The organism is Duganella kummerowiae (genome assembly GCF_053572355.1).
Genome location: NZ_JBKFEH010000019.1, coordinates 127,232 through 150,640 on the forward strand (window position 1 = coordinate 127,232; position 23,409 = coordinate 150,640).

26 protein-coding genes are annotated in these 23,409 nt (G+C 65.8%); 11 read left to right on the top strand and 15 right to left on the bottom strand.

All coding sequences use genetic code 11. The features are described from left to right. Nucleotides 1–60 precede the first annotated feature (60 nt). The 3 genes from ACLB1G_RS23845 (at nt 61) to map (ending at nt 2,110) form a co-directional block, all read left to right on the top strand. Nucleotides 61–885 (top strand): AraC family transcriptional regulator, encoded by an 825-nt coding sequence (locus ACLB1G_RS23845; protein WP_491629742.1) that lies wholly within the window; start codon nt 61–63, stop codon nt 883–885. Nucleotides 886–951: 66 nt separating this feature from the next. Further along, on the top strand, nt 952–1,317 hold the full coding sequence (locus ACLB1G_RS23850; RefSeq protein WP_491629743.1) for a VOC family protein: 366 nt from the start codon (nt 952–954) through the stop codon (nt 1,315–1,317). Between the two features lie 4 nt (nt 1,318–1,321). Further along, nucleotides 1,322–2,110, top strand: coding sequence for a type I methionyl aminopeptidase (map, locus tag ACLB1G_RS23855; RefSeq protein WP_491629744.1), 789 nt, complete (start codon nt 1,322–1,324; stop codon nt 2,108–2,110). Nucleotides 2,111–2,157: 47 nt separating this feature from the next. Here the strand turns inward: map and ACLB1G_RS23860 are convergent, their stop codons facing one another. The 5 genes from ACLB1G_RS23860 to ACLB1G_RS23880 are packed head-to-tail and all read right to left on the bottom strand — an operon-like array spanning nt 2,158 to nt 5,067. Next, nucleotides 2,158–2,484, bottom strand: a complete 327-nt coding sequence (locus tag ACLB1G_RS23860) for a barstar family protein (RefSeq protein ID WP_491629745.1) — start codon at nt 2,482–2,484, stop codon at nt 2,158–2,160. Nucleotide 2,485: 1 nt separating this feature from the next. Beyond that, entirely contained in the window at nt 2,486–2,914 is a 429-nt protein-coding gene (locus ACLB1G_RS23865) for an ExbD/TolR family protein (RefSeq protein ID WP_491629746.1), read from the bottom strand. Nucleotides 2,915–2,916: 2 nt separating this feature from the next. Then, nucleotides 2,917–3,582, bottom strand: a complete 666-nt coding sequence (locus ACLB1G_RS23870) for a MotA/TolQ/ExbB proton channel family protein (protein ID WP_491629747.1) — start codon at nt 3,580–3,582, stop codon at nt 2,917–2,919. Next, a complete protein-coding gene (gene dapB / locus ACLB1G_RS23875; RefSeq protein ID WP_491629748.1) occupies nt 3,579–4,400 on the bottom strand; it encodes a 4-hydroxy-tetrahydrodipicolinate reductase in 822 nt (273 codons plus the stop codon). The genes ACLB1G_RS23870 and dapB overlap by 4 nt, the downstream gene beginning before the upstream one ends. 31 nt (nt 4,401–4,431) lie before the next feature. Beyond that, nucleotides 4,432–5,067: an outer membrane protein assembly factor BamE gene (locus tag ACLB1G_RS23880; protein ID WP_491629749.1), complete on the bottom strand. Its 636-nt coding sequence runs from the start codon at nt 5,065–5,067 to the stop codon at nt 4,432–4,434. Nucleotides 5,068–5,144: 77 nt separating this feature from the next. Here ACLB1G_RS23880 and fur point away from each other — a divergent pair, with 77 nt between their 5' ends. Then, nucleotides 5,145–5,576 (top strand): ferric iron uptake transcriptional regulator, encoded by a 432-nt coding sequence (fur, locus tag ACLB1G_RS23885; protein WP_491629750.1) that lies wholly within the window; start codon nt 5,145–5,147, stop codon nt 5,574–5,576. Between the two features lie 57 nt (nt 5,577–5,633). Here fur and hrcA read toward each other — a convergent pair whose 3' ends face one another. Both hrcA and ACLB1G_RS23895 read right to left on the bottom strand, forming a co-directional pair. Further along, nucleotides 5,634–6,650: a heat-inducible transcriptional repressor HrcA gene (gene hrcA / locus ACLB1G_RS23890; protein ID WP_491629751.1), complete on the bottom strand. Its 1,017-nt coding sequence runs from the start codon at nt 6,648–6,650 to the stop codon at nt 5,634–5,636. A 68-nt stretch (nt 6,651–6,718) separates the two neighbouring features. Then, a complete protein-coding gene (locus ACLB1G_RS23895) occupies nt 6,719–7,426 on the bottom strand; it encodes an HAD family hydrolase (RefSeq protein ID WP_491629752.1) in 708 nt (235 codons plus the stop codon). Nucleotides 7,427–7,624: 198 nt separating this feature from the next. Between ACLB1G_RS23895 and ACLB1G_RS23900 the strand changes: the two genes are divergently transcribed. Together ACLB1G_RS23900 and ACLB1G_RS23905 are read left to right on the top strand one after the other, a co-directional pair. Next, nucleotides 7,625–8,215 (top strand): hypothetical protein, encoded by a 591-nt coding sequence (locus tag ACLB1G_RS23900; RefSeq protein ID WP_491629753.1) that lies wholly within the window; start codon nt 7,625–7,627, stop codon nt 8,213–8,215. A 56-nt stretch (nt 8,216–8,271) separates the two neighbouring features. Beyond that, entirely contained in the window at nt 8,272–8,874 is a 603-nt protein-coding gene (locus tag ACLB1G_RS23905; protein WP_491629754.1) for a hypothetical protein, read from the top strand. A gap of 201 nt (nt 8,875–9,075) precedes the next feature. Here the strand turns inward: ACLB1G_RS23905 and ACLB1G_RS23910 are convergent, their stop codons facing one another. The 5 genes from ACLB1G_RS23910 to ACLB1G_RS23930 all read right to left on the bottom strand — a co-directional run bounded on the left by ACLB1G_RS23910 (nt 9,076) and on the right by ACLB1G_RS23930 (nt 15,185). After that, entirely contained in the window at nt 9,076–9,414 is a 339-nt protein-coding gene (locus ACLB1G_RS23910) for a PilZ domain-containing protein (RefSeq protein ID WP_491629755.1), read from the bottom strand. A 36-nt stretch (nt 9,415–9,450) separates the two neighbouring features. After that, on the bottom strand, nt 9,451–10,236 hold the full coding sequence (gene rsmA, locus ACLB1G_RS23915; RefSeq protein ID WP_491629756.1) for a 16S rRNA (adenine(1518)-N(6)/adenine(1519)-N(6))-dimethyltransferase RsmA: 786 nt from the start codon (nt 10,234–10,236) through the stop codon (nt 9,451–9,453). Nucleotides 10,237–10,244: 8 nt separating this feature from the next. Continuing rightward, the gene (pdxA, locus tag ACLB1G_RS23920) at nt 10,245–11,366 is read right to left on the bottom strand and encodes a 4-hydroxythreonine-4-phosphate dehydrogenase PdxA (RefSeq protein ID WP_491629757.1); all 1,122 of its coding nucleotides are present in this window, start codon (nt 11,364–11,366) and stop codon (nt 10,245–10,247) included. A 13-nt stretch (nt 11,367–11,379) separates the two neighbouring features. Continuing rightward, complete coding sequence (locus tag ACLB1G_RS23925) at nt 11,380–12,852, bottom strand: peptidylprolyl isomerase (protein ID WP_491629758.1); 1,473 nt, start codon at nt 12,850–12,852, stop codon at nt 11,380–11,382. A gap of 95 nt (nt 12,853–12,947) precedes the next feature. Then, nucleotides 12,948–15,185, bottom strand: coding sequence for an LPS-assembly protein LptD (locus tag ACLB1G_RS23930; protein WP_491629759.1), 2,238 nt, complete (start codon nt 15,183–15,185; stop codon nt 12,948–12,950). Nucleotides 15,186–15,283: 98 nt separating this feature from the next. On the opposite strand from ACLB1G_RS23930, the gene ACLB1G_RS23935 reads away from it, so the two are divergent. The 4 genes from ACLB1G_RS23935 to ACLB1G_RS23950 are packed head-to-tail and all read left to right on the top strand — an operon-like array spanning nt 15,284 to nt 19,569. Beyond that, nucleotides 15,284–16,342: an aminoglycoside phosphotransferase family protein gene (locus ACLB1G_RS23935; protein ID WP_491629760.1), complete on the top strand. Its 1,059-nt coding sequence runs from the start codon at nt 15,284–15,286 to the stop codon at nt 16,340–16,342. A 13-nt stretch (nt 16,343–16,355) separates the two neighbouring features. After that, a complete protein-coding gene (gene murU, locus ACLB1G_RS23940) occupies nt 16,356–17,078 on the top strand; it encodes an N-acetylmuramate alpha-1-phosphate uridylyltransferase MurU (RefSeq protein ID WP_491629761.1) in 723 nt (240 codons plus the stop codon). Beyond that, a complete protein-coding gene (gene pepP / locus ACLB1G_RS23945) occupies nt 17,078–18,421 on the top strand; it encodes a Xaa-Pro aminopeptidase (protein ID WP_491629762.1) in 1,344 nt (447 codons plus the stop codon). Before murU ends, pepP begins: the two co-directional genes overlap by 1 nt. Beyond that, nucleotides 18,418–19,569 (top strand): UbiH/UbiF/VisC/COQ6 family ubiquinone biosynthesis hydroxylase, encoded by a 1,152-nt coding sequence (locus ACLB1G_RS23950; protein ID WP_491629763.1) that lies wholly within the window; start codon nt 18,418–18,420, stop codon nt 19,567–19,569. The genes pepP and ACLB1G_RS23950 overlap by 4 nt, the downstream gene beginning before the upstream one ends. Nucleotides 19,570–19,684: 115 nt before the next feature. On the opposite strand, the gene ACLB1G_RS23955 is transcribed toward ACLB1G_RS23950, so the two are convergent. The 3 genes from ACLB1G_RS23955 to ACLB1G_RS23965 are packed head-to-tail and all read right to left on the bottom strand — an operon-like array spanning nt 19,685 to nt 22,589. Next, the gene (locus ACLB1G_RS23955) at nt 19,685–21,142 is read right to left on the bottom strand and encodes an NAD(P)(+) transhydrogenase (Re/Si-specific) subunit beta (RefSeq protein WP_491629850.1); all 1,458 of its coding nucleotides are present in this window, start codon (nt 21,140–21,142) and stop codon (nt 19,685–19,687) included. A gap of 7 nt (nt 21,143–21,149) precedes the next feature. Next, nucleotides 21,150–21,461, bottom strand: a complete 312-nt coding sequence (locus ACLB1G_RS23960) for an NAD(P) transhydrogenase subunit alpha part 2 (protein WP_491629764.1) — start codon at nt 21,459–21,461, stop codon at nt 21,150–21,152. Nucleotides 21,462–21,476: 15 nt separating this feature from the next. Next, a complete protein-coding gene (locus ACLB1G_RS23965; protein WP_491629765.1) occupies nt 21,477–22,589 on the bottom strand; it encodes a Re/Si-specific NAD(P)(+) transhydrogenase subunit alpha in 1,113 nt (370 codons plus the stop codon). Between the two features lie 311 nt (nt 22,590–22,900). Between ACLB1G_RS23965 and ACLB1G_RS23970 the strand changes: the two genes are divergently transcribed. Further along, on the top strand, nt 22,901–23,398 hold the full coding sequence (locus tag ACLB1G_RS23970; RefSeq protein WP_491629766.1) for an NUDIX hydrolase: 498 nt from the start codon (nt 22,901–22,903) through the stop codon (nt 23,396–23,398). The last annotated feature ends 11 nt before the right edge of the window (nt 23,399–23,409 follow it).

Sequence of the window (23,409 nt, forward strand, 5' to 3'; positions counted from 1 at the left end):
TGTATATGAACCGGACATTATACTGGCTGTAACGCCACTAGCGCACGGAGAGCGCCCCGCATGATGCTGTATCAGGAATATCCGCCCCACCCTGCCCTGGCAGCCCACGTGGTGTGCCTGTGGACGGCCTCCATTCGCCCGGCGCCCGGGGCGTCCGCGCACGCGCACCGTGTACTGCCCGACAACTGCGTGGACATCCTGTGGCAGGACAGCGGCGGCGCCGGTTTTGCGGTCGGCATGATGAGCCGCGCCATCCAGGTGGCCAGCGGCGCGCCGGTGCGGATCGTGGCGGTGCGCTTCCGGCCCGGCGCGGCCGGCCCCTTCCTCGGGCTGCCGCTGCATGTGCTGAGCGACCAGCGCGCCGGCATGGAGGATGTATGGGGCCGCTCACAGGCCGAGCGCCTTGGAGACGCCTTGTGGGCCCGCGATCAGGACGACCGTGCCCGCCTGGACCTGGTCGAGGCGGCGCTGCTGGCGCACCTGCGCCCGGGCGGCGGCGGCCCTGGATATGGCCCAGGCGCCCGCTTCGATGCAGGCCGGGACACCGGAACAGACCCGGGCGCCGCGCTCGGCGGCGCCGTGCTGGTAGCGCGCGCCCTGGCCGCGATCGACTCCAGCGGCGGCCGCCTGCCGGTGGAACGGCTGGCCGACAGCCTGGGCGCATCCCGCCAGCACATCGCGGCCCAGTTCCGCACCCATGTCGGCCTCACACCCAAGCTGTACGCGCGCATCGTGCGCTTCCGGCGCGCCGCCGACGCCTTGAAAGCCGCCCAGGCGCCCGACTGGGCGGCGCTGGCCCTGGAATGCGGCTATTATGACCAGTCCCACCTGATCCACGACTTCCAGGAGTTCAGCGGCAGCAGCCCGGCCGACTTCCTGGCCTGATTCCATTTTTCCAATCCAAGCCCGGCACGCCATGGCAAGATGGATGTTTTCACCACAGGAGGCATCATGATCAAAGGATTGCGCACCACCATGTACCCGGTGCCGGACATGGAACAGGGCAAGGCCTGGTACAGCCAGGTGTTCGGCGTGGCGCCGTATTTCGACCAGCCCTACTACATCGGCTTTGCCGTGGGCGGCTTCGAGCTGGGCCTGTTCCCGGATGGCCAGCCCGGCCCGCAGGGCAGCCGCAGCTACTGGGGCGTGGACGATATCGAGGCCGAAGTGGCGCGCATCATCGCCCTGGGCGCGACCGAATTCTCGGCCATCCAGGACGTGGGCGACGGCATCAAGGTCGCCGAACTCAACGATCCGTACGGCAATGTGCTCGGTTTGATCTACAATCCGCACTTCAAAACGGAAGATGCAAGATGAAGCCATGCGCAAGAAAAGCGACGCCATACTGATCAAGTCCCCCGACCAGATCGCCCAGGCCCGCGTGGCCGCCCAGCTGGCGGCCGACGTGCTCACCATGATAGGCCCGCATGTGAAGGCCGGGGTGTCCACCGAATACCTGGACCAGCTCTGCCACGACTACATCGTCGACGTGCAGAAAGTGATCCCGGCCAATGTGGGCTATGGCGGCTTCCCGGCCAGCATCTGCACCTCGGTCAACGAGGTGATCTGCCATGGCATTCCCTCGCCTAGGCGCATCCTGCGCGATGGCGACATCATCAACATCGACGTGGCCGTCATCAAGGATGGCTGGCACGGCGACACCAGCCGCATGTACTACATTGGCGAGCCCAACAAGAAAGCCAGGAAGCTGGTGGAGGTGACCTACGATTCCATGTGGGCCGGGATCCGCGCCGTCAAGCCGGGCGCGACGCTGGGCGACGTCGGCCATGCGATACAGGCCGTGGCCGAGGCGGCCGGCTTCAGCGTGGTGCGCGACTACTGCGGCCATGGCATCGGCCTGGTGTACCACGAAGAACCGGAAGTGCGCCACTACGGCCGTCCGGGCGCGGGATTGACACTACAACCCGGCATGCTGTTCACCATAGAACCCATGATCAACGCCGGCAAGCCGCAAACCCGCCAGATGCCGGACGGCTGGACCGTGGTGACCCAGGACCGCTCCCTGTCGGCCCAGTGGGAACACATGGTGGCCGTGACCGATACCGGCTTCGAAGTGCTGACCCTGGCGCCGGGCGAGCAGGCTAGCTGAGCTGCCTTGAGCTTGTTTCAAAATGACCGTGGCGTGGCAATGAAATCTCAGCGCAGGGTCAGTTTCAGGGCCGGTTTTTCGCCATAGTCCTCGTAGCGCTCGTTGATGCCGGCCACGCAGTAGGTGACTTCTTCCAGGATGTCGGGCACGGCGGCGCGCATGGCGCCGGCGTCCTTGATGACGATTTCCAGCACCTCGTTGGGTTTCAGTCGGAACTTGCTCATGCCATCCTCGTCGCGCAAATAGCTGAGGCAATCGACCCAGGCGTCCATCGTATTGCCGTAATGCTCGGGGAAGCCCAGCGCCTGTTTGCACTCGGTATGGAAGCTGGTGAAATCGCTGATGGCGGCGCCATTGAGTTCTGCGGTGGCCATATTATTTTTCCTTCCTCGGATCGGTGACAAAGCCCAGCCGGGTCAAGCCCCGGGCCTGGGCGGCGGCCATGACCTGGGCCACCACTTCATAGCGGGTGTTCTTGTCGGCGCCCAGCTGCAGCTCGGGCTGGGGCGACAGTTTGGCGGCCTCGGCCAGGCGCGCATCGAGCGTCTCGCGCGGCACCGCTTCCTTGTTCCAGTATAGGCCGCCATCGGCATCGATGGCCAGGCTGACCACGGCGGACGGCGCCTGGGCCGCCTCGGCCGGGGCCTGGGCCTTGGGCAGCTCCAGCTTGAGCGCGCTGGTGAACATGGGCGCGGCCAGGATGAAGATCACCAGCAGCACCAGCATCACGTCCACCATGGGCGTGACGTTGATGTCGGCCATGGGGCCGGACTGGCGGTGGTGGTTGAAGGAACCGAAAGCCATGGCTACTTGATCAGGTAGGCGTGCAGGTCGTGGGCGAAGGCGTCCAGCTCGGCCAGGGTCAGCCGGTTGACGCGGTTGAATCCGTTATAGGCCAGCACGGCGGGGATGGCTACCGTCAGGCCGATGGCGGTCATGATCAGGGCCTCGCCCACCGGACCGGCCACCTTGTCGATCTGCACCGCGCCGGAGGCCGACACATGGGCCAGCGCCTGGTATATGCCCCACACAGTGCCCAGCAGCCCGACAAAGGGCGCGGTCGAGCCTATCGAGGCCAGGATGGTCAGCCCGCTTTCCAGCCGTATGGTGGAGCGGTGGATGGCGTCGCGCAGCACGCGGGTGGCTTGCTCGCTGCGGCCCAGCTCGCCGCCCAGGCTGTGGCGTTGGCCGCCCTGCAGCCCGGCGGCGGCGGCCTGGGCCAGCGGCACATAGATGGCTTCCGTATCGGCCTGGGCCAGCGCGGCCACGCCATCGGACAAGGTGGGCGCATCCCAGAAGGCGCGCACGGCCGGCGCGCTGCGCCGCACGCGCCAGGCCGCCAGCGCCTTGGACAGGATGAAGAACCAGCTCAGCAGCGACATGGCCAGCAGCACATAGGCCACCGCGTGGCTGATGGCGTCGCCCTGCTCCCAGTAGCGTGCCAGGGTGAAGGGCTGGACGCCGGATGTCATGCCAGCGACAGGGTGTTCAGCGACAGTACGTCGTTCATGTCGTACAGGCCGGTCGGCTTGTCGGCCAGGTAGCGGCAGGCGCGCAGCGAACCGCTGGCGTAGCTGGCGCGGCTGCTGGACTTGTGGCTGATCTCGATGCGCTCGCCGGTGCCGCAGAACATCACGGTGTGGTCGCCGATGATGTCGCCGCCGCGCACGGTGGCAAAGCCGATGGTGGACGGGTCGCGTTCGCCGGTCACGCCTTCGCGGCCGTACACGGCGCACTCCTTCAGGTCGCGGCCCAGCGCATCGGCAATCACCTCGCCCATTTTCAGCGCGGTGCCGGATGGCGCGTCCACCTTGTGGCGGTGGTGGGCTTCGACGATTTCGATATCGTAGCCGGTCGAGAAATGCCTGGCCGCCAGTTCCAGCAGCTTCAGGGTCACGTTCACGCCCACGCTCATGTTGGGGGCGAACATGACGGCGGTTTGTTCGGCGGCCGCCTTGATGGCGGCCTTGCCGGCGTCATCGAAGCCGGTGGTGCCGATCACCACCTTGACGCCATGTTCGGCGCAAAACTTCAGGTGTTCCAGCGTGCCTTCCGGACGGGTGAAGTCGATCAGGAAGTCGGCCCCGGCCAGGCCCTTGGACAAGTCGGACTCGATCAGCACGCCGGTGCTCTTGCCGAGGAAGGCGCCGGCGTCGGTGCCGATGGCGGCCGTGCCGGGACGGTCCAGGGCGCCGGACAGGCGCAGGTCGGGGGCGGCCAGCACGGCCTCGATCAGCATGCGGCCCATGCGGCCGCTGGCGCCAGCAATGGCGATGTTCAGTTCACTCATGTTATTGCCCGTTATTGCTCGTTATTACCGACTAATTGGTGTTCTTCTTGATGCTCACGTCCACCGGCTGGGCCGGCGAGGAATCCACGCCGGCCGGCAGCGGTGCGGTCTTGGGCGCCGGCTGCAGATCGGGCGCGCCTTCCTTCTTGATCTTGGGCGCCGGACCGGCGATGCGGGCGATGTATTCCTTCTCGGTCGGCAGGTTGCCGCCTTCCCAGTGGTCGACCTTGCCATCCTTGAAGAACACCACCACGCGGCTGGTGGTGGTCTCGCCATTGCCGCGCGCCAGGCGGAACGGATAGTCCCAGCGGTCGGCGTGGAAGGGATCGGTCAGCAGCGCGGTGCCGAAGATGAACTTGACCTGGTCGCGCGTCATGCCGGTCTTGAGCTGGGTTAGCATTTCTTCCGACACGAAGTTGCCCTGCTGGATATCCGGACGGTAGGGCGAGAAGAACCACATGAACTTCTGGAACTTGGTGATGGTCGTGGTCTGGGCACCCTGGTTGGCGTCGGTGGCCACACCGGTAGCTTGCACCTGGTTGGACTTCTCGCCCAGCGTGGTGTTGGACGCGCAGCCTCCCAGGGCCAATGCGAGCCCGGCCAGGGCCAGGGCGGGAAGACGGCGGGTGACGCGGTGGGACTGCGATAAAGCCTGGGTGACGCGCATAGGGTTCCTCAATCTATTTGAGCGGAAGTGCGAAAACGCTATATCATAAAGCACTTGAACCACATCCGAGTACTAACATGAGTAACAATCCTACCGATCTGAAGTCCAGCGGCCTGAAGGCCACCTTGCCACGAATCAAGATCCTGGACATTTTTCAGAACAGCGCGGTACGTCACCTGACTGCGGAGGATGTGTACAAAATATTGCTGGCAGACAACATGGACGTGGGCCTGGCCACCGTCTACCGCGTGCTGACGCAGTTCGAGCAGGCCGGCCTGCTCAACCGCAACCATTTCGAAACCGGCAAAGCCATCTTCGAACTGAACGCCGGCTCCCACCACGACCACCTGGTGTGCCTGGATTGCGGCCGCGTGGAGGAATTCTTCGACGAGGAAATCGAGAAGCGCCAGCAAATGATTGCGGAAAAGAGCGGCTTCCGGATTGCCGAGCACGCGCTGGCCATCTACGGCAATTGCACCAAGACAGACTGCCCCCACCGCCCCGCCTGAGGCCGTTTCAAGGACCGTGGCGTCGCTGCAGCGCCTCGCCGTGCAGGCGAAACCCCTTCAATTATGGCTGAGCGCGTTGGACAGCAGCTTGGCCGTAATATCCACGATGGGTATCACGCGCTCGTAAGCCATGCGGGTCGGACCGATCACGCCCAGGGTGCCGACGATCTTGCCATTGGCCGTGTAAGGCGCGGTCACCACGCTCATCTCGTCCATGGGCACCAGGCTGGATTCGCCGCCGATGTAGATCTGCACCCCGCTGGCCTTGGTCGACACATCCAGCAGCTGCATCAGCCCGGTCTTTTGCTCGAACATGTCGAACATTTGCCTGAGCGAACTCATGTTCGAGGACAGATCGCTCACGGACAGCAGGTTGCGCTCGCCGGCGATCACCATATCGTCGCTGTCGTCGGCCATGGCTTCGCTGCCCGCTTCCACGGCGGCCTGCATCAGCCGGCCCATGTCGTCGCGCAGCTGGCGCAGCTCACCCTGCAGGCGCTGGTGCACCTCGTCGAACGACAGCCCGGCGTAGTTCTGGTTGATGTAATTGGCCGACTGCATCAGCTGGGCCGGGGTGTAGTCGACATCGGTCAGCAGCAGCCGGTTCTGCACATCGCCGGTGGGGCCGACGATCACCAGCAGGATGCGCTTCTCGGACAGGCGCAGGAACTCGATCTGGTGGAACACGGACTCGCGCTTGGGGCTGAGCACCACGCCGGCAAACTGCGACAGCGAGGACAGCATCTGGGCCGCGTTGGAAATCATTTTCTGCGGCTGCGGCGCCTGCAGGCGCATGCGCGCCTCCACCGCCTGCTCGTCGATGGGCTGCACCGTCAGCAGGGTGTCGACAAAGATGCGGTAGCCGCGCGGGGTGGGTATGCGCCCGGCCGAGGTGTGCGGACTGGCCACGTAGCCCAGCTCCTCCAGGTCGGCCATGATGTTGCGGATGGTGGCCGGCGACAGCTCCAGTCCGGAAATCTTGGAAAGCGCGCGCGAGCCCACCGGCTGGCCGTCGGCGATATACCGTTCCACCAGGGCTTTGAGCAGGGTTTGGGCGCGAGTGTCGAGTTGCATATTCTTCAGTGACGGCAAGGATGATCTGTACCTGCTTATTATGCACGCAGTACGGCCGGGGACAACAGTCAGGGCGTCAATTCACGTTGCAGCCAGGACAGTAATTCCGTGAACGAGCCACAGATGGCGTCCGGCCGCACGTCCTGCTCCAGGTGGGCCTGGCTGCCGGCGCGGTTGATCCACACCGCCCTCAGCCCGGCGCCCTGGGCCCCCACCACGTCCAGCTGCAGGTCGTCGCCCACATAGACGGCGTCGGCCGGGGCCACCCCCAGCGCCGCGCAGGCCGCCAGGAAAATCGACGGGTCAGGCTTGGCCTTGCCATGCCGGGCCGAGGACAGGTTCACCTCGAAATGGTGGCCCAGGCCTATCACTTCAAGGTCTGCGTTGCCATTGGTGATCACGCCCAGCTTGACCCGGCCCTGCAACCAAGCCAGCACCGGCAGCACGTCCTCATACAGGGTGACCTTGCTGCGCTCGGCCACGAAATGGCGGATCGACCCCGCCACGTGCTCATGGCCGGCGCCCACCTCGTCGCACGCTTCGCGCAGGACGATGGCGCGCAGTTCGGCCAGGTCGGCCATCAGTTCCGGACGCGCGGCCGCCAGCGCGTAGCGGCGCCGGCGCAGCTCCTCCACCGTATAGCGTCCGGTCACGGCCGGGGCGCGCTCGGCCAGCCAGGCGTGCCAGCTGTGCTCGGCGGCGGCAATCACGGGGCCGACCGGCCAGAAGGTGTCGTCCAGGTCGAACAGGATGGCTTGCGGGGGATGTAGGCTCATGGGACTCTCTTGACAGTCTTGCCGGTGCGGCGGTGCGCTATTGTCGCATCTCCGGGGTCACAAGCTGTTACATCTGCCAGCCGCGCCGCGCGTTACCAAATGCACTAAAATACGGGCCATCCGTGTAATATGCGACACCTCTTGCCTGTGCGCGTGGCGCGCGCTGGCCGGCCCATTCGAGATTTGGAGAACGTGTTTATGAAAAGTTTGACCCTGCGTGCGGGCCTGGCCCTGCTGTGTGCTGTGATCCTGGCGTCCTGCGGCGGCAGCAACGGCAGCCTGGTCTTGAGCGGCACCATCACCGGCCTGACCAAGAGCGGCCTGGTGCTGACCAACGGCAGCAAGACCCTGCCCGTGGACGCCGGCGCCACCCAATTCGTGTTCCCCGACCTGCTGTCCGAAGATGAAGCCTTCGACGTGGAAGTCAAGCCCGGCACCCCGGTGGGCGCGGTCTGCACCCCCTCCAACAACAAGGCCAAGGCCAACGCCTATACCGTGTACCAGACCGTGATCACCTGCGTCACCAACAGCTATAGCCTGGGCGGCGCCGTGACCGGCCTGAAAAGCGGCGATACCGTGGTGCTGACCAACGGTTCCGACACCGCCTCGGTCAAGGGCAATGCCGACGGCTCGGCCGTGTCCTTTGTGTTCCCACTGAAAGTGGCCGACGGCGCCCTGTACGGCGTGACCGTGTACTCCGCACCCACAGGCAAGACTTGCTCGATCGGCAATGGCATCGGCATAATGCCCGGCAACAACGTCAGCAATATCCAGATCACCTGTCAATAACCGCATCCGGCGCCGGGCTGCGATGGCGGCCCGGGCCTGTCCCCTTGGAGAACCACATGAAAGTTTCGACCCTGCGCGCCGTGGCGGCGCTGCTCGTTCCCGTGATCCTGGCCGCCTGCGGCGGCAAGCAGACCTATCCTGTGACCGGCGTCGTGGAAGGCCTGACCACTTCCGGCCTGGTGCTGGCCAACGGTTCCGACACAGTGACGGTGCCGGCCGGCGCCACCAGCTTCGTCTTCCCCAAGCAGGTGGAGTACGGCACCGACTACAACATCACGGTGCTGAAATCGCCTGACCATTTCGACTGCACCATCGGCGCCGGCTCCGGCTCGGCCGGCCACACCGTGTCGATCGCGGCTACCGTGCAATGCTACCGCCTGACCCACGAACTGACCGGCCAGGTGACCGGCCTGCCTTCCGGCGTGGCGGTCAACCTGTCCAACGGCAGCGACTCCGGCCTGATCACCGCCACCGGCCCCACCGACGGCAGCCAGCTGGTGGAAGTGGACTTCGGCGCCATAGGCGAAGGCTTGCCCTATGGCGTGGTGGTGCAGGGCAATCCTACCGGCTACTACTGCACCGTGACCAACGGCACCGGCGTGATGGGCAGCTCGGCCATCAGCAATGTGCTGATCACCTGCAAGCCCATCAGCGCATAACAGACATTCACAAAAGAAATAATAAATTCCCGATAGTTATAGCCATTTGACATGAAGGATATGCCAAAGATAAATTGGCGTTATATGTGGAGGGTGGGCATAATAGATCCCGTCTCCTCCACTTCTTTCAAAGGAATTGGATTTAGCCCGCTGATCTGATCAGCGGGTTTTTTTTTGCCTGACGGTTTAGAGTCCGCCCTCTCAGTCGGGGGAAGGTTCGCGCAGTAGCTGGTTGATGACGTCCAGGCTGCCATTGTCCAGGCGCAGGAATTGTACGCCGGTCTTGAAGCCCAGCTCGGCGTCGGGGTCGCTATAGACCACTTGCCCCATGGCCAGCACCTTGCGCTGCTCCTCGCCCAGCCGCACCTGGAAGCTGACGGCGCAATACTGGGCCAGGCGCAGCTGGCTGTCGGTCTGCAGGCTGACGCCGCCCTGCGACAGGTCCAGGGTGTGGGCCGCGTGGTGGGTCTCGTCTATCAGGGTCAGCGTGGCCGGGTGGCGGGCCGCGGTGCGGCGGGAAACTCGCGCTTGCTGACTCATGATACTTTCCCTGATGTTGAAGTTAGGAAAAGAATATCAGGTCTGGACCACCGGCCGCAAGAGATTGGCCAGGGCCACGTAGCTTTCCAGCCCCACTGTTTCCGGGCGCGCCGTGGGATCGACGCCGGCCGCCACGATCTGCTCTTCGGTAAACATGCCGGCCAGGCAGTTGCGTATCACCTTGCGGCGCTGCGAGAAGGCTTTCTGCACCACGGCTTCCAGGGTGTCGCGGTCGCAGGCCAGCGGCTGGGCGATGGGGATCATGCGCACGATGGCGGAATCGACCTTAGGCGGCGGATCGAAGGCTTCCGGCGGCACCACGAACAGCAGGTCCATGTGGTAGCGCCACTGCAGCATCACGGACAGGCGGCCATACACCTTGCTGCCCGGCTCGGCCACCATGCGCTCCACCACCTCCTTTTGCAGCATGAAGTGCTGGTCCTGCACCCGGGGCGCGAATTCGGCCAGGTGGAACAGCAGCGGGCTGGAGATGTTGTAAGGAAGGTTGCCGACGATGCGCAGCTTCTTCCCTTCCGGTACGGGTATGGAGCCGAAGTCGAATTTCAGGGCGTCGCCCGAGTTCACCGTCAGGCGTTCGCGCGGATAGGCTTTTTCCAGGCGCGCCACCAGGTCGCGGTCCAGCTCCACCACATGCATGTGCGGCAGGCTGCGCAGCAGCTGGGCGGTCATGGCCGCCAGGCCGGGGCCGATTTCGACCACGGTATCGTCCGGGCGCGGGTTGATGGATTCGGTGATGGCTGCCAGCACGTTTTCATCGTGCAGGAAGTTCTGGCCAAAGCGTTTGCGGGCTACGTGTTTCATGGTGGTGGTCAGGATGCGGGGTAGTCGTGGGTGGCGTGGCGCGAGGCCTCGGCCATGCGCAGGGCGGTGGCGATGGCCTCCTCCATGCTGCCGCAGTCGGCCAGGCCCAGGCCGCGGGCGGCCAGGTCCAGGGCGGTGCCGTGGTCGACCGAGGTGCGTATCAGGGGCAGGCCCAGGGTGATGTTGACGCCGCGCCCGAAGGTGGCGTACTTGAGCACCGGCAGGCCCTGGTCGTGGTACATGGCCAGCACGCAGTCGGCGTCCTTCAGGTACTTGGGCTGGAACAGGGTGTCGGCCGGATACGGGCCCTGTGCGGCGATACCGCGCGCCTGGGCGGCCGCGATGGCCGGTGCGATCACGTCGATATCCTCGCGGCCCAGATAACCGCCCTCGCCTGCATGCGGGTTCAGGCCGCACAGCAGGATGCGCGGCACGGCGATGCCGAACTTGCTGCGCAAGTCGTGGGCGATGATGTCCAGCACCCGGCCCAGGCCTTCGATGCTGAGCGCTGCCGGCACGTCCTTCAGGGCCAGGTGGGTGGTGGCCAGCGCAACGCGTAACGGCGGCAGCGGCGGCGCATCGGCGGCGCCGTGCGGCTGGCCGGCCAGCATCATGACCACTTGTTCCGTTTGGGTCTGGGCGGCGAAATATTCGGTGTGGCCGGAAAATGGGACGCCGGCGTCGTTGATGGTGGATTTCTGCAGCGGCGCGGTGGCCACGGCCTCGAACCAGCCGGCGCGCACGCCTTCGATGGCGGTGTCCAGCGTGGCCAGCACGGCGCGCCCGTTGTCCGGGTCCAGCGTGCCGGGCGTGACGTGGGCCGCCAGCGGCACGTCGATCACGCACAGGCGCTCCGGTCCGAAATGCGGCAGGCCGGCGTTGCGCACCGCCTGCAGCGACAGCGCCGACAGCCTGATCTCGGGGGAAATATAACTGGCCGTCATGGCCAGGAAGGCGGCGTCGCCCAGCAGCACGCAATTGGCTTCGTGCCGCAGCGCCCACGCGGCGCGGATGGAGATTTCCGGGCCTATGCCGGCCGGTTCGCCGGTGGTGATCGCAACAGTGGGGCGTGATGCGGGGCGTGATGCGGGGCGCACTCCGGTGCGCCGTGCTTGCAGGTTGGCGCTCACAGAGTGTCCTCCCTCACTTGGCCGCGTCGCGGCTGGTGTCCTTGCTGCCGTCCTCGTTGCGGTACTCGACGTAGGCGCGGTCGCGCACTTCACGCTGCCAGGTCTCGGTGGCTTCCTCCAGCTTGCGCTCACGGATGGCCTGGCGCGCGGCGTTGCGCACGCGCTCCTTGGAGACGTCGTCGGCCTTGCGCTCCAGCACCTGGATCAGGTGGTAGCCGTAGCTCGATTCGACCGGTTCGCTGATCTCGCCCGGCTTCAAGGCGTTCATGGCGGACTCGAATTCCGGCACCGTGTCGCCCGGGTACAGCCAGCCCAGGTCGCCGCCCTTGGAGGCCGAACCGTCGTTGGAGAACAAACGCGCCAGTTCCTCGAAGGTGGCGGCCTTGTTTTCCAGGCGCTCGCGCAGGTCGGCCAGCTTGCGCTTGGCGTCATAGGCGCTCACGGTCGGGGTGACCTTGATCAGGATGTGGCGGGCGTGGGTCTGCTGCACGTTGGCGGCGGCCTGGCCTTCGGCCACGGTGCGGCGGTCGACGGCCTTCAGGATGTAGAACGCGCCCACGCTCTTGATCACGGGGGTGACCTGGCCGGCCTTGAGCTTGCCCAGGGCCTCGGCAAACACGGGCGGCAGGCGCTCCGGCTGGCGCCAGCCCACCTCGCCGCCCTTCAGGGCGTCGGAGGCGTCGGAATAGGTGGCCGCCATCTTGGCGAAGTCGGCGCCGGTGCGCAGCTGGCGCATCACCTCGTCGGCCTTGGCCTTCTGGCGGGCGATCACCTCGGCCGAGGCGTTTTCCGGGATGCGTATCATGATCTGCGAGATGTTGATCTCGTACTGCTCGGCGGCGGCGGCCTGCTCGGCGGCCAGGTAGCTGTCCACCTCGGCGTCCGAGATGTTCAGCTTGGCGTCCACCTCGTGCTCCTGCAGGCGCTGCATGATGATCTCTTCACGGATCTGCTCGCGGTAGGTGGCGTAAGGGATGCCTTCCTTCTCGACCTGGTTGCGCAAGTCCTGGGCGCTGATCTTCTGCTGCTCGGCGATGCGGCCGATGGCGCGGTCCAGCATGGTGTCATCGACGCGCACGCCCATTTCCTTGGCCATCTGCAGCTGGGCGCGTTCCACGATCATGCGCTCCAGGATCTGGCGCTGCAGGTCGGCGGCGTCCGGCAGGGCGACGTTCTGGGCCTTCATGCGGGCCGTGATGGATTTGACGCGGTTGGCCAGCTCCTGGCGCGTGATGACTTCATCGTTGACCACCACCGCGATCGAATCGACCGGACGGTTGCTGGACTGGCCCGGCGGGGTGAAGCCCTTGGGCTTGTCGGCGCTGTCGGCCGGCTTGGCGGAGGCCTGGGCAGCGGCCGGGGCCGCCGGGGCGGCGGGCGCGGCGGCCGGGGCGGCAGGCTGCGGCGCGGGCTTCTTCGAGAACATGCTGCAACCGCCGATGGCCGAGGCGCTCAGCAGCAGGGCTGCGATTTTCAGGTGGTGCATACTGGCATTACGCATATCAAGAACGCTCATGAGTCAGATGTAAACAATCAAAAGGCGCGGCCGCGTCGCCGCATGCGCGCCGGAGTACCTGCATATTATCGGCCATAGCCCTCGTTGAGCCGCTGGTAGCCGGGGATGCTGGTCTTCATCGCTTCCAGCGGATTGCCCACGCCCAGGTGCGACAGTCCGTTCAGCTCCAGCTGGAAGAAGAACGGGGTCGAGACCTTGGTGGCGGTGGCCACGAAGCGCTGCGCTCCCATGCGGAACACCCAGCAGTCGCCGTTGAATTCCAGGCCGACCAGGCTTTCCAGTATCTTCTTGTCGCTCATCGAATAGCTGATGCGGCCCACGCCGTACCAGCGCGCCGACAGCGGCCACTGGCTGGACAGCTCGACGTTCTTGAAGTTGCCGCGCAGGTAGCGGTAGCCCACGTTCAGCACCTTCTTCTGGCCCGGCTGCCACTGCACGCTGTAGTTGTAGCTGGTCGCCTGGCGCTCGGTGGTGTTGTACTGCACTGCGCTGTCGAAGCCCCAGGTTTCCGAGATGCGGCCCGTGGCCGACAGCAGCATGTCCGAACGGGCGTCCACCACCGGAGTCGATGCGTCCAGCTGCACGCGCTGGTCGCGGAAGTAGAAGCGCTGGCCGAACGCCAGGCGCAGCGCCTCGGCGCCGTTCGCGTCCAGGAAGCGCGATACCAGGGCGGCGGTCAGCTGGTTGGCGTCGCCGATGCGGTCCGAGCCGACGAAGCGGTTCTCGGAAAACAGCTGGGTGTAGTTGAAAGTGGCGGCGGCAGTGTCGAAGATCGGTATGGTGCTCTGGTCGCGGTACGGCGTGTTCACGTAGAACAGGCGCGGCTCCAGGGTCTGGGTGTATTCCTTGCCGGCCAGCTTGGTGTCGCGCTCGAACACCAGGCCGGCGTCCAGCGAGAAGGTCGGCACCGTGCGCGTGACGTCGCGCGCGGCCGCGCCGTTGTAGGCATCGAGCGAGTAGGTGGCGGCGTTCAGCATCACCTTGGGGGTGATGAAGTAGCTCGGCCCCACGATGGGATAGCTGATCTGCGGCTGTGCCACCAGGCGGGTGCCATTGATCGAGGTCGGGTGCGAGAAGCGCGTCAGTTCGCTGTCGAAGCTGAGGTCGAAGCCGCCCACGTCATACTGGGCCGCATGATAGTTGATGGCTGGCAGGCGGTCATAAGGACGCGACACGAACAGCGAGGGTTCGGTCACGGCGTCCGGGTCCTGCAGCACCTGGTACTTCTGCACCCGCGCGGTCAGGGTCCACCAGTCACCGTGGTAGTCGGTGCGCAGTTCGCGCAGCAGCTGGCGCTCGGCGCTGCCGGCCACGGTCTTGGCGAAGTCGTTCGGATAGTTGTCGTCCGAGGCGGCGCGGAAGTTCCAGCTGTACGACCAGTCCTTGGCCAGGTCCTGCGAGTGGGTGGACTTGAGGGTCCAGCGGTTGGTGTCGGTCTGCTTGTCGTGCGGCAGGTATTCGAAGTAGGTTTCGCCCGCGTACAGGCCGGCCTCGGTCTCGCCCAGGTAGCGCGCCTGCGCGCCCAGCTGGATGCCGCGCTGCGGGATGATCTTGGGGTAGACCGTCAAGTCGCGGTTGGGCGCGATGTTGAAGTAGTACGGCACCATGACCTCGGTGCCGCCCTTGGAGCCGGTGCCCACCATGGGCGACAGCCAGCCGGAGCGGCGCGCCCCCGACAGCGAGAACGACATGGCCGGCGTGCCCAAAATAGGCACGTCCTTGAAGTAGATGATGGTCTTGCCGGCCGTGCCGACGTCGCGGCCCTGGTCCAGGTTCAGGGTCGAGGACTGCAGGTACCAGTCCGGGTTCGGGCCCTGGCAGGTGCTGTAGGTGCCGTCCACCACCACCGCCTCGTCCTGGTTGATGAAGTTGATGCGCCTGGCCTTGCCCTGCGCATTGTTCACTTCCATCTTGTAGGTCGGATTGGTCATGTAGCCCTGGCCCGACTCCAGGTTCAGCTTGAGTTCGTCGCCAGTGAAATAGTCGCCAAAGCGCCAGATCTTCACATTGCCCTTGGCTTCCACCTCGTCCTCGACCTGGCGGTAGCAGGCGGTGTCGGACTTGACGCGGGTCTTGTCCTTGATCACCTCGGCGTCGCGTTCCAGGGTGATTTCGCGTTCCGGACGGCCGCCGATGTCCTCGGCCCGCACCGTGGTGACGGCATTCGGATCTTCCACCCGCGCCGGGCGGGTGGCCTTGTTCTGGGCGTAGGCCGGCACCGCCGCGGCGGTGACGAGCGCGGTCAGGGCATAGACCCAGGCGTGTTGGGTGGAGGAGGCGTCAAGCCAGCGCAGGCAACTCATGAAAAGACGGGACGAAACACCATGACAGGCGATTTTTTGAATTGAATCCCTTATTATATGGGAATCTGCACACTACACCTGATTCCACAGTTTGCTTCATGTCTTTATTACCAAATTTACCTTCAGATACACCTGGCCAGGATGAACGCCTGGCCCAGCTGACCGGCTGGCTGGCCACGCTGGACGTGGTCGACGCCGCCAGCGCCCGCCCGGCATCGGCCGATGCCAGCTTCCGCCGCTACTTCCGCCTGGATGTGCTGCCGGCCCACCAGGCCGCCCACGGCGCCACCCTGATCGCCATGGACGCCCCGCCCGAGCGCGAGAACGTGCCGGCCTTCGTCAAGGTGGCCGGCCTGCTGGCCGAGGCTGGCGTATCGGTGCCCGCCATCGTGGCCGAGGACGTGGAACGCGGCTTTTTGCTGCTGTCCGACCTGGGCACCACCACCTATCTGTCGGTGCTGGACCATGACAACGCCTCCACCATGTATGCCGAGGCGCTGGAAGCGCTGGTGCGCATCCAGCAGGCCAGCCAGCCCGGCGTGCTGCCGGAATTCGACCGCGCCTTCATGCTGCGCGAAATGAACCTGTTCCCCGAGTGGTATATCGCCAAGCACCTGGGCGCCACCCTGACCGAGGCCCAAACCGCCGAACTGCAGCAAGTGTTCGACGCCATCCTGTCCAACTGCCTGGCCCAGCCCCAGGTGTACATGCACCGCGACTACCACTCGCGCAATCTGATGTGGATGGACGCCAACAACCCCGGCATCCTGGACTTCCAGGACGCCGTCTACGGCCCCATCACCTACGATGTGGCCTCGCTGCTGCGCGACGCCTACGTGCAGTGGGACGAGGAACTGGTGCTGGACTGGACCATCCGCTACTGGCAGCACGCCAAGTCGGTCGGCCTGCCGGTCAACAAGGACATCGATTCCTTCTACAAGGACTTCGAATACATGGCGCTGCAGCGCCACCTGAAAATCCTGGGCCTGTTCTGCCGCCTCAACTACCGCGACGGCAAAGCGCAATACCTGGACGACCTGCCCACCGTGATGGATTACGTGCGCAAGACGGCCGGCCGCTACAAGGACCTCAAGCCCCTGCTGCGCCTGCTGGACCTGCTGGAAGACCGCCAGCCGCAAGTCGGCTACACCTTCTGAGCGGGAGCGCGGCATGAAAGCCATGATCCTCGCCGCCGGACGCGGCGAACGTATGCGTCCCCTGACCGACACCACGCCCAAGCCGCTGCTCAAGGTGCGCGGCCGGCCGCTGATACTGTGGCATGTGCTGAACCTGGTGCGGGCCGGGATCACCGAGATCGTCATCAACCACGCCCACCTGGGCGAGCAGATCGAGGCCCTGCTGGGCGACGGCAGCCAGTACGGCGCCCGCATCCAGTACTCGCGCGAGGAAACCGCGCTGGAGACGGCCGGCGGCGTGGCGGCCGCCCGCCACCTGCTGGGCGAGGCGCCCTTCCTGGCCATTTCGGCCGATTTGTATATCCCGCACTTCGACTTCGAGCAGGTCAAGGACGTGCTGCACGACGCCGACATGTGGGGCAATCCCTACCCGGCCGACAAGCGCGACGTGGCCTGGCTGTACCTGGTGCCCAATCCGCCCTTCCATCCCAAGGGCGACTTCGGCATGACCATGTACACCCTGACCAACGAGGGCGACCCCAGCTGGACCTTCGGCAACATCGGCGTGTACCGGCCCGAGATCTTCGACGGCATCGCACCGGGCCAGCACGCCAAGCTCGGCCCCCTGCTGCGCGAATACATCGCGCGCGGCCAGGTCGGCGGCGAAGTCTACGAGGGCGAGTGGCACAACATCGGCACGCCGGAGCAGCTGGACCAGCTGAACGCGGCCTACGCGCCGGCCCGGAGAACCCACTGATGACGGTGGCGGCGGCCTGCGCCGCGCGCCGCGCGCGCCTGCTGGCGCAGCTGCCGCCCGGCGCGGTGGCGGTGCTGGCCACGGCGCCGGAAGTGGCGCGCAACAGCGACAGCCATTATCCCTACCGCCATGACAGCCATTTCTACTACCTGAGCAGCTTCCCCGAACCTGAGAGCGTGCTGGTGCTGGTGGCTGCACGCGCCGACGCGCCGGCCCGCAGCATCCTGTTCTGCCGCGAGAAAAACGTGGAGCAGGAAATCTGGGAGGGCTTGCGCCACGGGCCGCAAGCAGCGCGCAGCATGTTCGGCTTCGACGCCGCCTATGCAGTCGAGGAGCTGGACGGCGAGATGGGCAAGCTGCTGGCCGACGCCCCTGCCCTGTACTACGCGCTGGGCCGCTCGGCCGAGCTGGACGCCAGGGTGCGGCGCTGGCTGGACCGGGTGCGCGCGCAATCGCGCAGCGGCGTCACGGCGCCGGCCGCCGCCTGCGACCTGCTGCCGCTGGTCGACGAGATGCGCCTGATCAAGGACGAGGGCGAACAGGCCGTGATGCGGCGCGCGGCCGCCATCTCGGCCCAGGCCCACGAGCGCGCCATGCGCGCCGCCCGCCCCGGCGTGTACGAATACGAACTGGAGGCGGAGCTGCTGTACGCATTCCGCCGCAGCGGCGCCCAGGCGCCGGCCTACAATTCCATCGTGGCGGCCGGCGCCAACGCCTGCGTGCTGCACTACAGCGCCAACAACGCCCGCAGCCAGGACGGCGATTTGATACTGATAGACGCCGGCTGCGAACTCGATGGCTATGCCTCCGACATCACCCGCACCTGGCCGGTCAACGGCGTCTACTCCGGGCCGCAGCGCGCGCTGTACGAGCTGGTGCTGGCGGCGCAATCGGCCGCGCTGGCAGCGGTGCGGCCGGGCCAGCGCTACAGCGCCATCCACGAGGCGGCGGTGCAGGTGCTGGCGCAGGGCATGCTGGACACCGGCCTGCTGGACAAGGACAAGCACGGCGGCGTGGACGACGTCATCGCCGACAAGCGCCACCAGCAGTTCTACATGCACGGCACCGGCCACTGGCTGGGCATGGACGTGCACGACGTCGGCCTGTACCGCGACGTGGCGCAGGCCGGCAAGCCCTCGCGCCCGCTGCAGCCGGGCATGGTGCTGACGGTGGAGCCGGGCATTTACGTACGCCCGGCGCCGGGCGTGCCGGAACAGTACTGGCACATCGGCATCCGCATCGAGGACGATGTGCTGGTGACGGCCGGCGGCCACGAGGTGCTGAGCGCGGACGCGCCCAAGGCGGTGGATGAAATCGAACGTTTGATGCGGGAGCGGCCATGAGCACGCAGGATATCGAATTTGACGTGGCCATCTGCGGCGCCGGACCGGCCGGCATGGCGCTGGCGCTGCTGCTGGCCAAACGCGGCATGGCGCCGGCGCGCATCGCGCTGGTGGACGCGCGCACGCTGGAGCAGGCCAGCCAGGATCCGCGCTCGCTGGCGCTGTCCTGGGGCAGCCGCCAGATACTGGAAGAGATCGCGGCCTGGCCGCAGGCGGCCACCGCCATCCACCAGATCCACGTCTCGCGCCGTGGGCAGTTCGGACGCAGCCTGATCGACCGCGGCGAACACCGGCTGCCGGCGCTGGGCTACGTCACGCGCTACGGCGACATCGTGGCCGCGCTGGGCGCCGCCTGCGCGCAGGCCGGCATCACCAGCCTGCGCCCGGCCCATGTCGCAGCCATCCGCGAGACCTCGGGCTATGCCGAGCTGGCCGTGCAGGAAGATGGCGCCTCCGCGCCGCGCCTGATCCGCGCCGCCATCGCGGTGCAGGCCGAGGGCGGCCTGTTTTCCGACCAGGACAGCCGCCCGCAACGGCGCGACTACCAGCAGACCGCCATCATCGCCCAGGTGCGCAGCAGCGCGCCCATCGCCCACCGCGCCTACGAGCGTTTCACGGAACAGGGGCCGCTGGCGCTGCTGCCGCAGGGCGATGAGTACTCGATGGTATGGTGCGCGCGCCCGGCCACGGCGGAACAGCTGCTGGCCCTGGACGATGCCGCCTTCCTGCAGCGCCTGGGCCAGGCCTTCGGCGAGCGGCTGGGGCGTTTCACCACGGTGTCGCGCCGGCTGGCCTTCCCGCTGGGATTGAATGCCGACCCGCGCAGCACGGCGCGCACGGTCGCCATCGGCAACGCGGCCCAGACCCTGCATCCGGTGGCGGGCCAGGGCCTGAACCTGGGCCTGCGCGACGCCGTGGTGCTGGCGCGCCTGCTGGCGCAGGGCGCCACGCCGGACATGCTGGCCCGGTTCACCGGCCTGCGCCGCCAGGACCGCGACCTGACGGTGCGCCTGACCGACACCATGGCGCGCGTGTTCGCCAACGAATCGCCAGCCCAGGCTTTACTGGGGCTGTCGCTGGCGGCCATCGACATGGTCAGCCCGGCGCGCGGGCTGCTGGCCGAACTCATGATGTACGGCCGGCGCTAACCCGGCATGGATTGCCGCGTGCGCGGCAATGACGTGCAGGTAGCACGTGTCGATGCGGTGCCTGCGTCGCCGCCGCGCACGCGGCAGCCCATACGGAGCCTGACAGCCACACGGCCTACTCGACCGCCTTCACCATGTCCTCGATGACCTTCTTGGCATCTCCAAACACCATCATGGTGTTGGCCTGGTAGAACAGGTCATTGTCCAGCCCCGCATAGCCGGACGCCATGGAGCGCTTGTTGACGATGATGCTCTTGGCCTTGTAGGCCTCCAGGATGGGCATGCCGGCAATTGGCGACTTGGGGTCCTTGGCGGCCGGGTTCACCACGTCGTTCGCGCCCAGCACCAGCACCACGTCGGTCTGGCCGAACTCGCCGTTGATGTCCTCCATCTCGAACACCTGGTCGTAGGGCACCTCGGCCTCGGCCAGCAGCACGTTCATGTGGCCCGGCATGCGGCCCGCCACCGGGTGGATCGCATATTTCACGGTCACGCCCTTGTGGGTCAGCTTTTCCACCAGCTCCTTGAGCGAGTGCTGGGCGCGCGCCACCGCCAGGCCGTAGCCGGGCACGATGATCACGCTTTCCGCGTTGGCCATGATGAAGGAGGCGTCGTCCGCCGAGCCGGACTTGACCGGGCGCTGCTCCTTGGCGCCGCCGGCGCCGGCCTCGGCCGCGTCGCCGCCGAAGCCGCCCAGGATCACGTTGAAGAAGGAGCGGTTCATGGCCTTGCACATGATGTAGGACAGGATCGCGCCGCTGGACCCCACCAGCGAACCGGCAATGATCAGCATGGCGTTGTTCAGCGAGAAGCCGATGCCGGCCGCCGCCCAGCCCGAGTACGAGTTCAGCATGGACACCACCACCGGCATGTCGGCGCCGCCGATGGGGATGATGATCAGCACGCCGAGCACGAAGGCAATCGCGGTCATGACCAGGAACGGAGTCCAGGCCGGCTCCACGCCGCCGGAAAAGCAGAACGCCAGGCCCAGGCCCACCATCACCACGGCCAGGATCAGGTTCAACATGTGCTGGCCGCTGAAATTGACCGGCGCGCCCTGGAACAAACGGAACTTGTATTTGCCGGACAGCTTGCCGAACGCGATCACGGAACCGGAGAAGGTGATGGCGCCGACAAAGGTGCCGATGAACAGCTCGAAGCGGTTCCCCAGCGGCAGCGCCTCGCCCACGGCGGCGATGTTGAAGGCGTGCGGCTCCGACACGGCGGCCACCGCGATGCACACGGCTGCCAGGCCGATCAGCGAGTGCATGGCCGCCACCAGTTCCGGCATCTTGGTCATCTCGACCTTTTTCGCCAGGGTAGCGCCGATGCCGCCGCCCACCACCACGCCCAGCGCCACCAGCGCAAAGCCGCCGCCGCTGGTGGTGGCCATGGCCTTGAGCTTGAGGATCAGGGCGATGGTGGTGAAGAACGCGATCGCCATGCCGGTCATGCCAAAGGCGTTGCCCTTGCGCGCCGTGGCCGGCGAGGACAGGCCTTTCAGGGCCTGGATGAAGCACACCGAGGCGACCAGGTAAAGCAGGGTCACCAGGTTCATGCTGATGAAGGACATGTCCATGTCAGTGGTCCCCCTGCTTGGTTTTGGGTTCCTTTTTCTTGAACATCTCCAGCATGCGCTGGGTGACCAGGAACCCGCCAAAGACATTGACGGCCGCCAGCGCGACCGCGATGGTGCCGGCAATCTGGCCCACCAGGCCGTCGGTCAGGGCGGCGGCCAGCATGGCGCCGACGATGATGATGGCCGAGACGGCGTTGGTGACCGCCATCAGCGGCGTGTGCAGGGCCGGGGTCACGGTCCAGACCACGTGGTAGCCCACGTAGATGGCCAGCACGAAGATGATCAGATTAATGATGGTGTGGCTGACTTCCATGATGTGTCTCCATTCTTATTTGCGCAACAGTTCGCCGCCGGCGCACAGCAGCGTCGCCTTGATGATTTCGTCCTCGCGGTCGATGGCCAGCTGGTCTTCCTTGTTGATGATCAGCTTGAGGAAGTCCAGCACGTTGCGGGCATACAGTTGCGAGGCGTCGGCCGCCACGTGGGTGGCCAGGTCCGGCTCGCCCACGATGTGCACGCCGTGCTTGACCACGGTCTTGTTCAGCTCGGACAGCGGGCAGTTGCCGCCCTGCGAGACGGCCAGGTCGACGATCACGGAACCGGGCTTCATGGCCTTGACGGTGTCCTCGGAAATGAGCACCGGCGCCGGCCGGCCCGGGATCAGGGCGGTGGTGATGATGATGTCGGCCAGCTTGGCGCGCTCGTGCACCAGCTCGGCCTGGCGCTTCATCCAGTCCGGTGGCATGGGGCGGGCATAGCCGCCCACGCCCTTGGCGATTTCCTTTTCCTCGTCGGTCAGGAAGGGCACGTCGATGAACTTGGCGCCCAGCGACTCGACCTGCTCCTTGACGGGCGGACGCACGTCGGACGCCTCGATCACGGCACCCAGGCGCTTGGCGGTGGCAATCGCCTGCAGGCCGGCCACGCCCACGCCCATGATCAGGACCCGGGCCGCCTTCACGGTGCCGGCCGCCGTCATCAGCATGGGCATGAAGCGCTGGTAGGTATTGGCCGCCACCATCACGGCCTTGTAGCCGGCAATGTTGGCCTGCGAGGACAGCACGTCCATCGATTGGGCACGGGTGATGCGAGGGACGGCTTCCAAAGCGAAAGCCTGCCAGCCGGCGCTGGCCATTGCTGCATTATTGTCTGCATCGAAGGGGTTGAGCATGCCGATCAGCACCGTGCCCGGCTTGACCAGCGCCCTTTCCTCCGCTCCGGGCGCACGGACCTTGAGCACGATCTCGGCGCCGAAAGCTTCGGCCGCGCCCACGATCTGCGCTCCCGCCGCCTGGTAGGCATCGTCGGTCACCGAGGCGTGCGCCCCGGCTCCCGCTTGCACCAGGACCTGGTGCTTGGCGGCCAGCTTTTTCACTGTTTCGGGTGTGGCCGCAACCCGCGTCTCCCCCGGCCTTGTCTCGGCCGGTATGCCTATTCTCATGATGCCTCCAGATGGTTGATAAACTTATAAATGAGTAAAATCTAACACGGAATGCATAAGCTGCAACTTGATCCAGGCCGCGAATTCATTGAGAAACAACAATGGATGGGCCTTCGGCTGCGCGCGATCGGTCCATGATACGGAGTAAACATTTCTCGATAAACAGCGAAATAATCACTACATTTATTACTAATTTGCATCAATTGCCGTCCATGCGACGCCAACACCGCCGTTTTCGGCCGGTTTCTGTCGGGTTCCCGAACCAAAAGTACAGAACAGGCTAAAATGTCGGCTCTTTCAAGGAAGACCCTATGCCGCGTATCTGGAAACCCTCTGTAACCGTCGCCGCGATTGTCGAACGGGATGGCAAGTTTTTGCTGGTGGAAGAAGAAACCAGTGACGGCATCCGCATCAACCAGCCTGCCGGCCACCTAGACCCGTATGAGTCGCTGGAGCAGGCCGTGATACGCGAAACGCTGGAGGAAACCGCGCACGACTTCACGCCCACCGCCCTGGTCGGCATGTACATGTCGCGCTACACCTCCAACCGCACCGGCGAGGAAGTCACGTATTTGCGCTTCACCTTCTGCGGTGTACCAGGCGCGCAACATGACCGGCCGCTGGACCACGGCATCATCCGCACCCTGTGGATGACGCGCGACGAAATGGCGGCCTGCCAGGAGCGCCACCGCAGCGACATCGTGCTGCGGTGCGTGGATGAATACCTGGAAGGACGGCGCGCACCGCTGGAACTGCTGCACACCCACGCTTCCGTGTTCAAGGAAGCGGTATCAACCGCTGTTGGTTAATTTGTAGGATA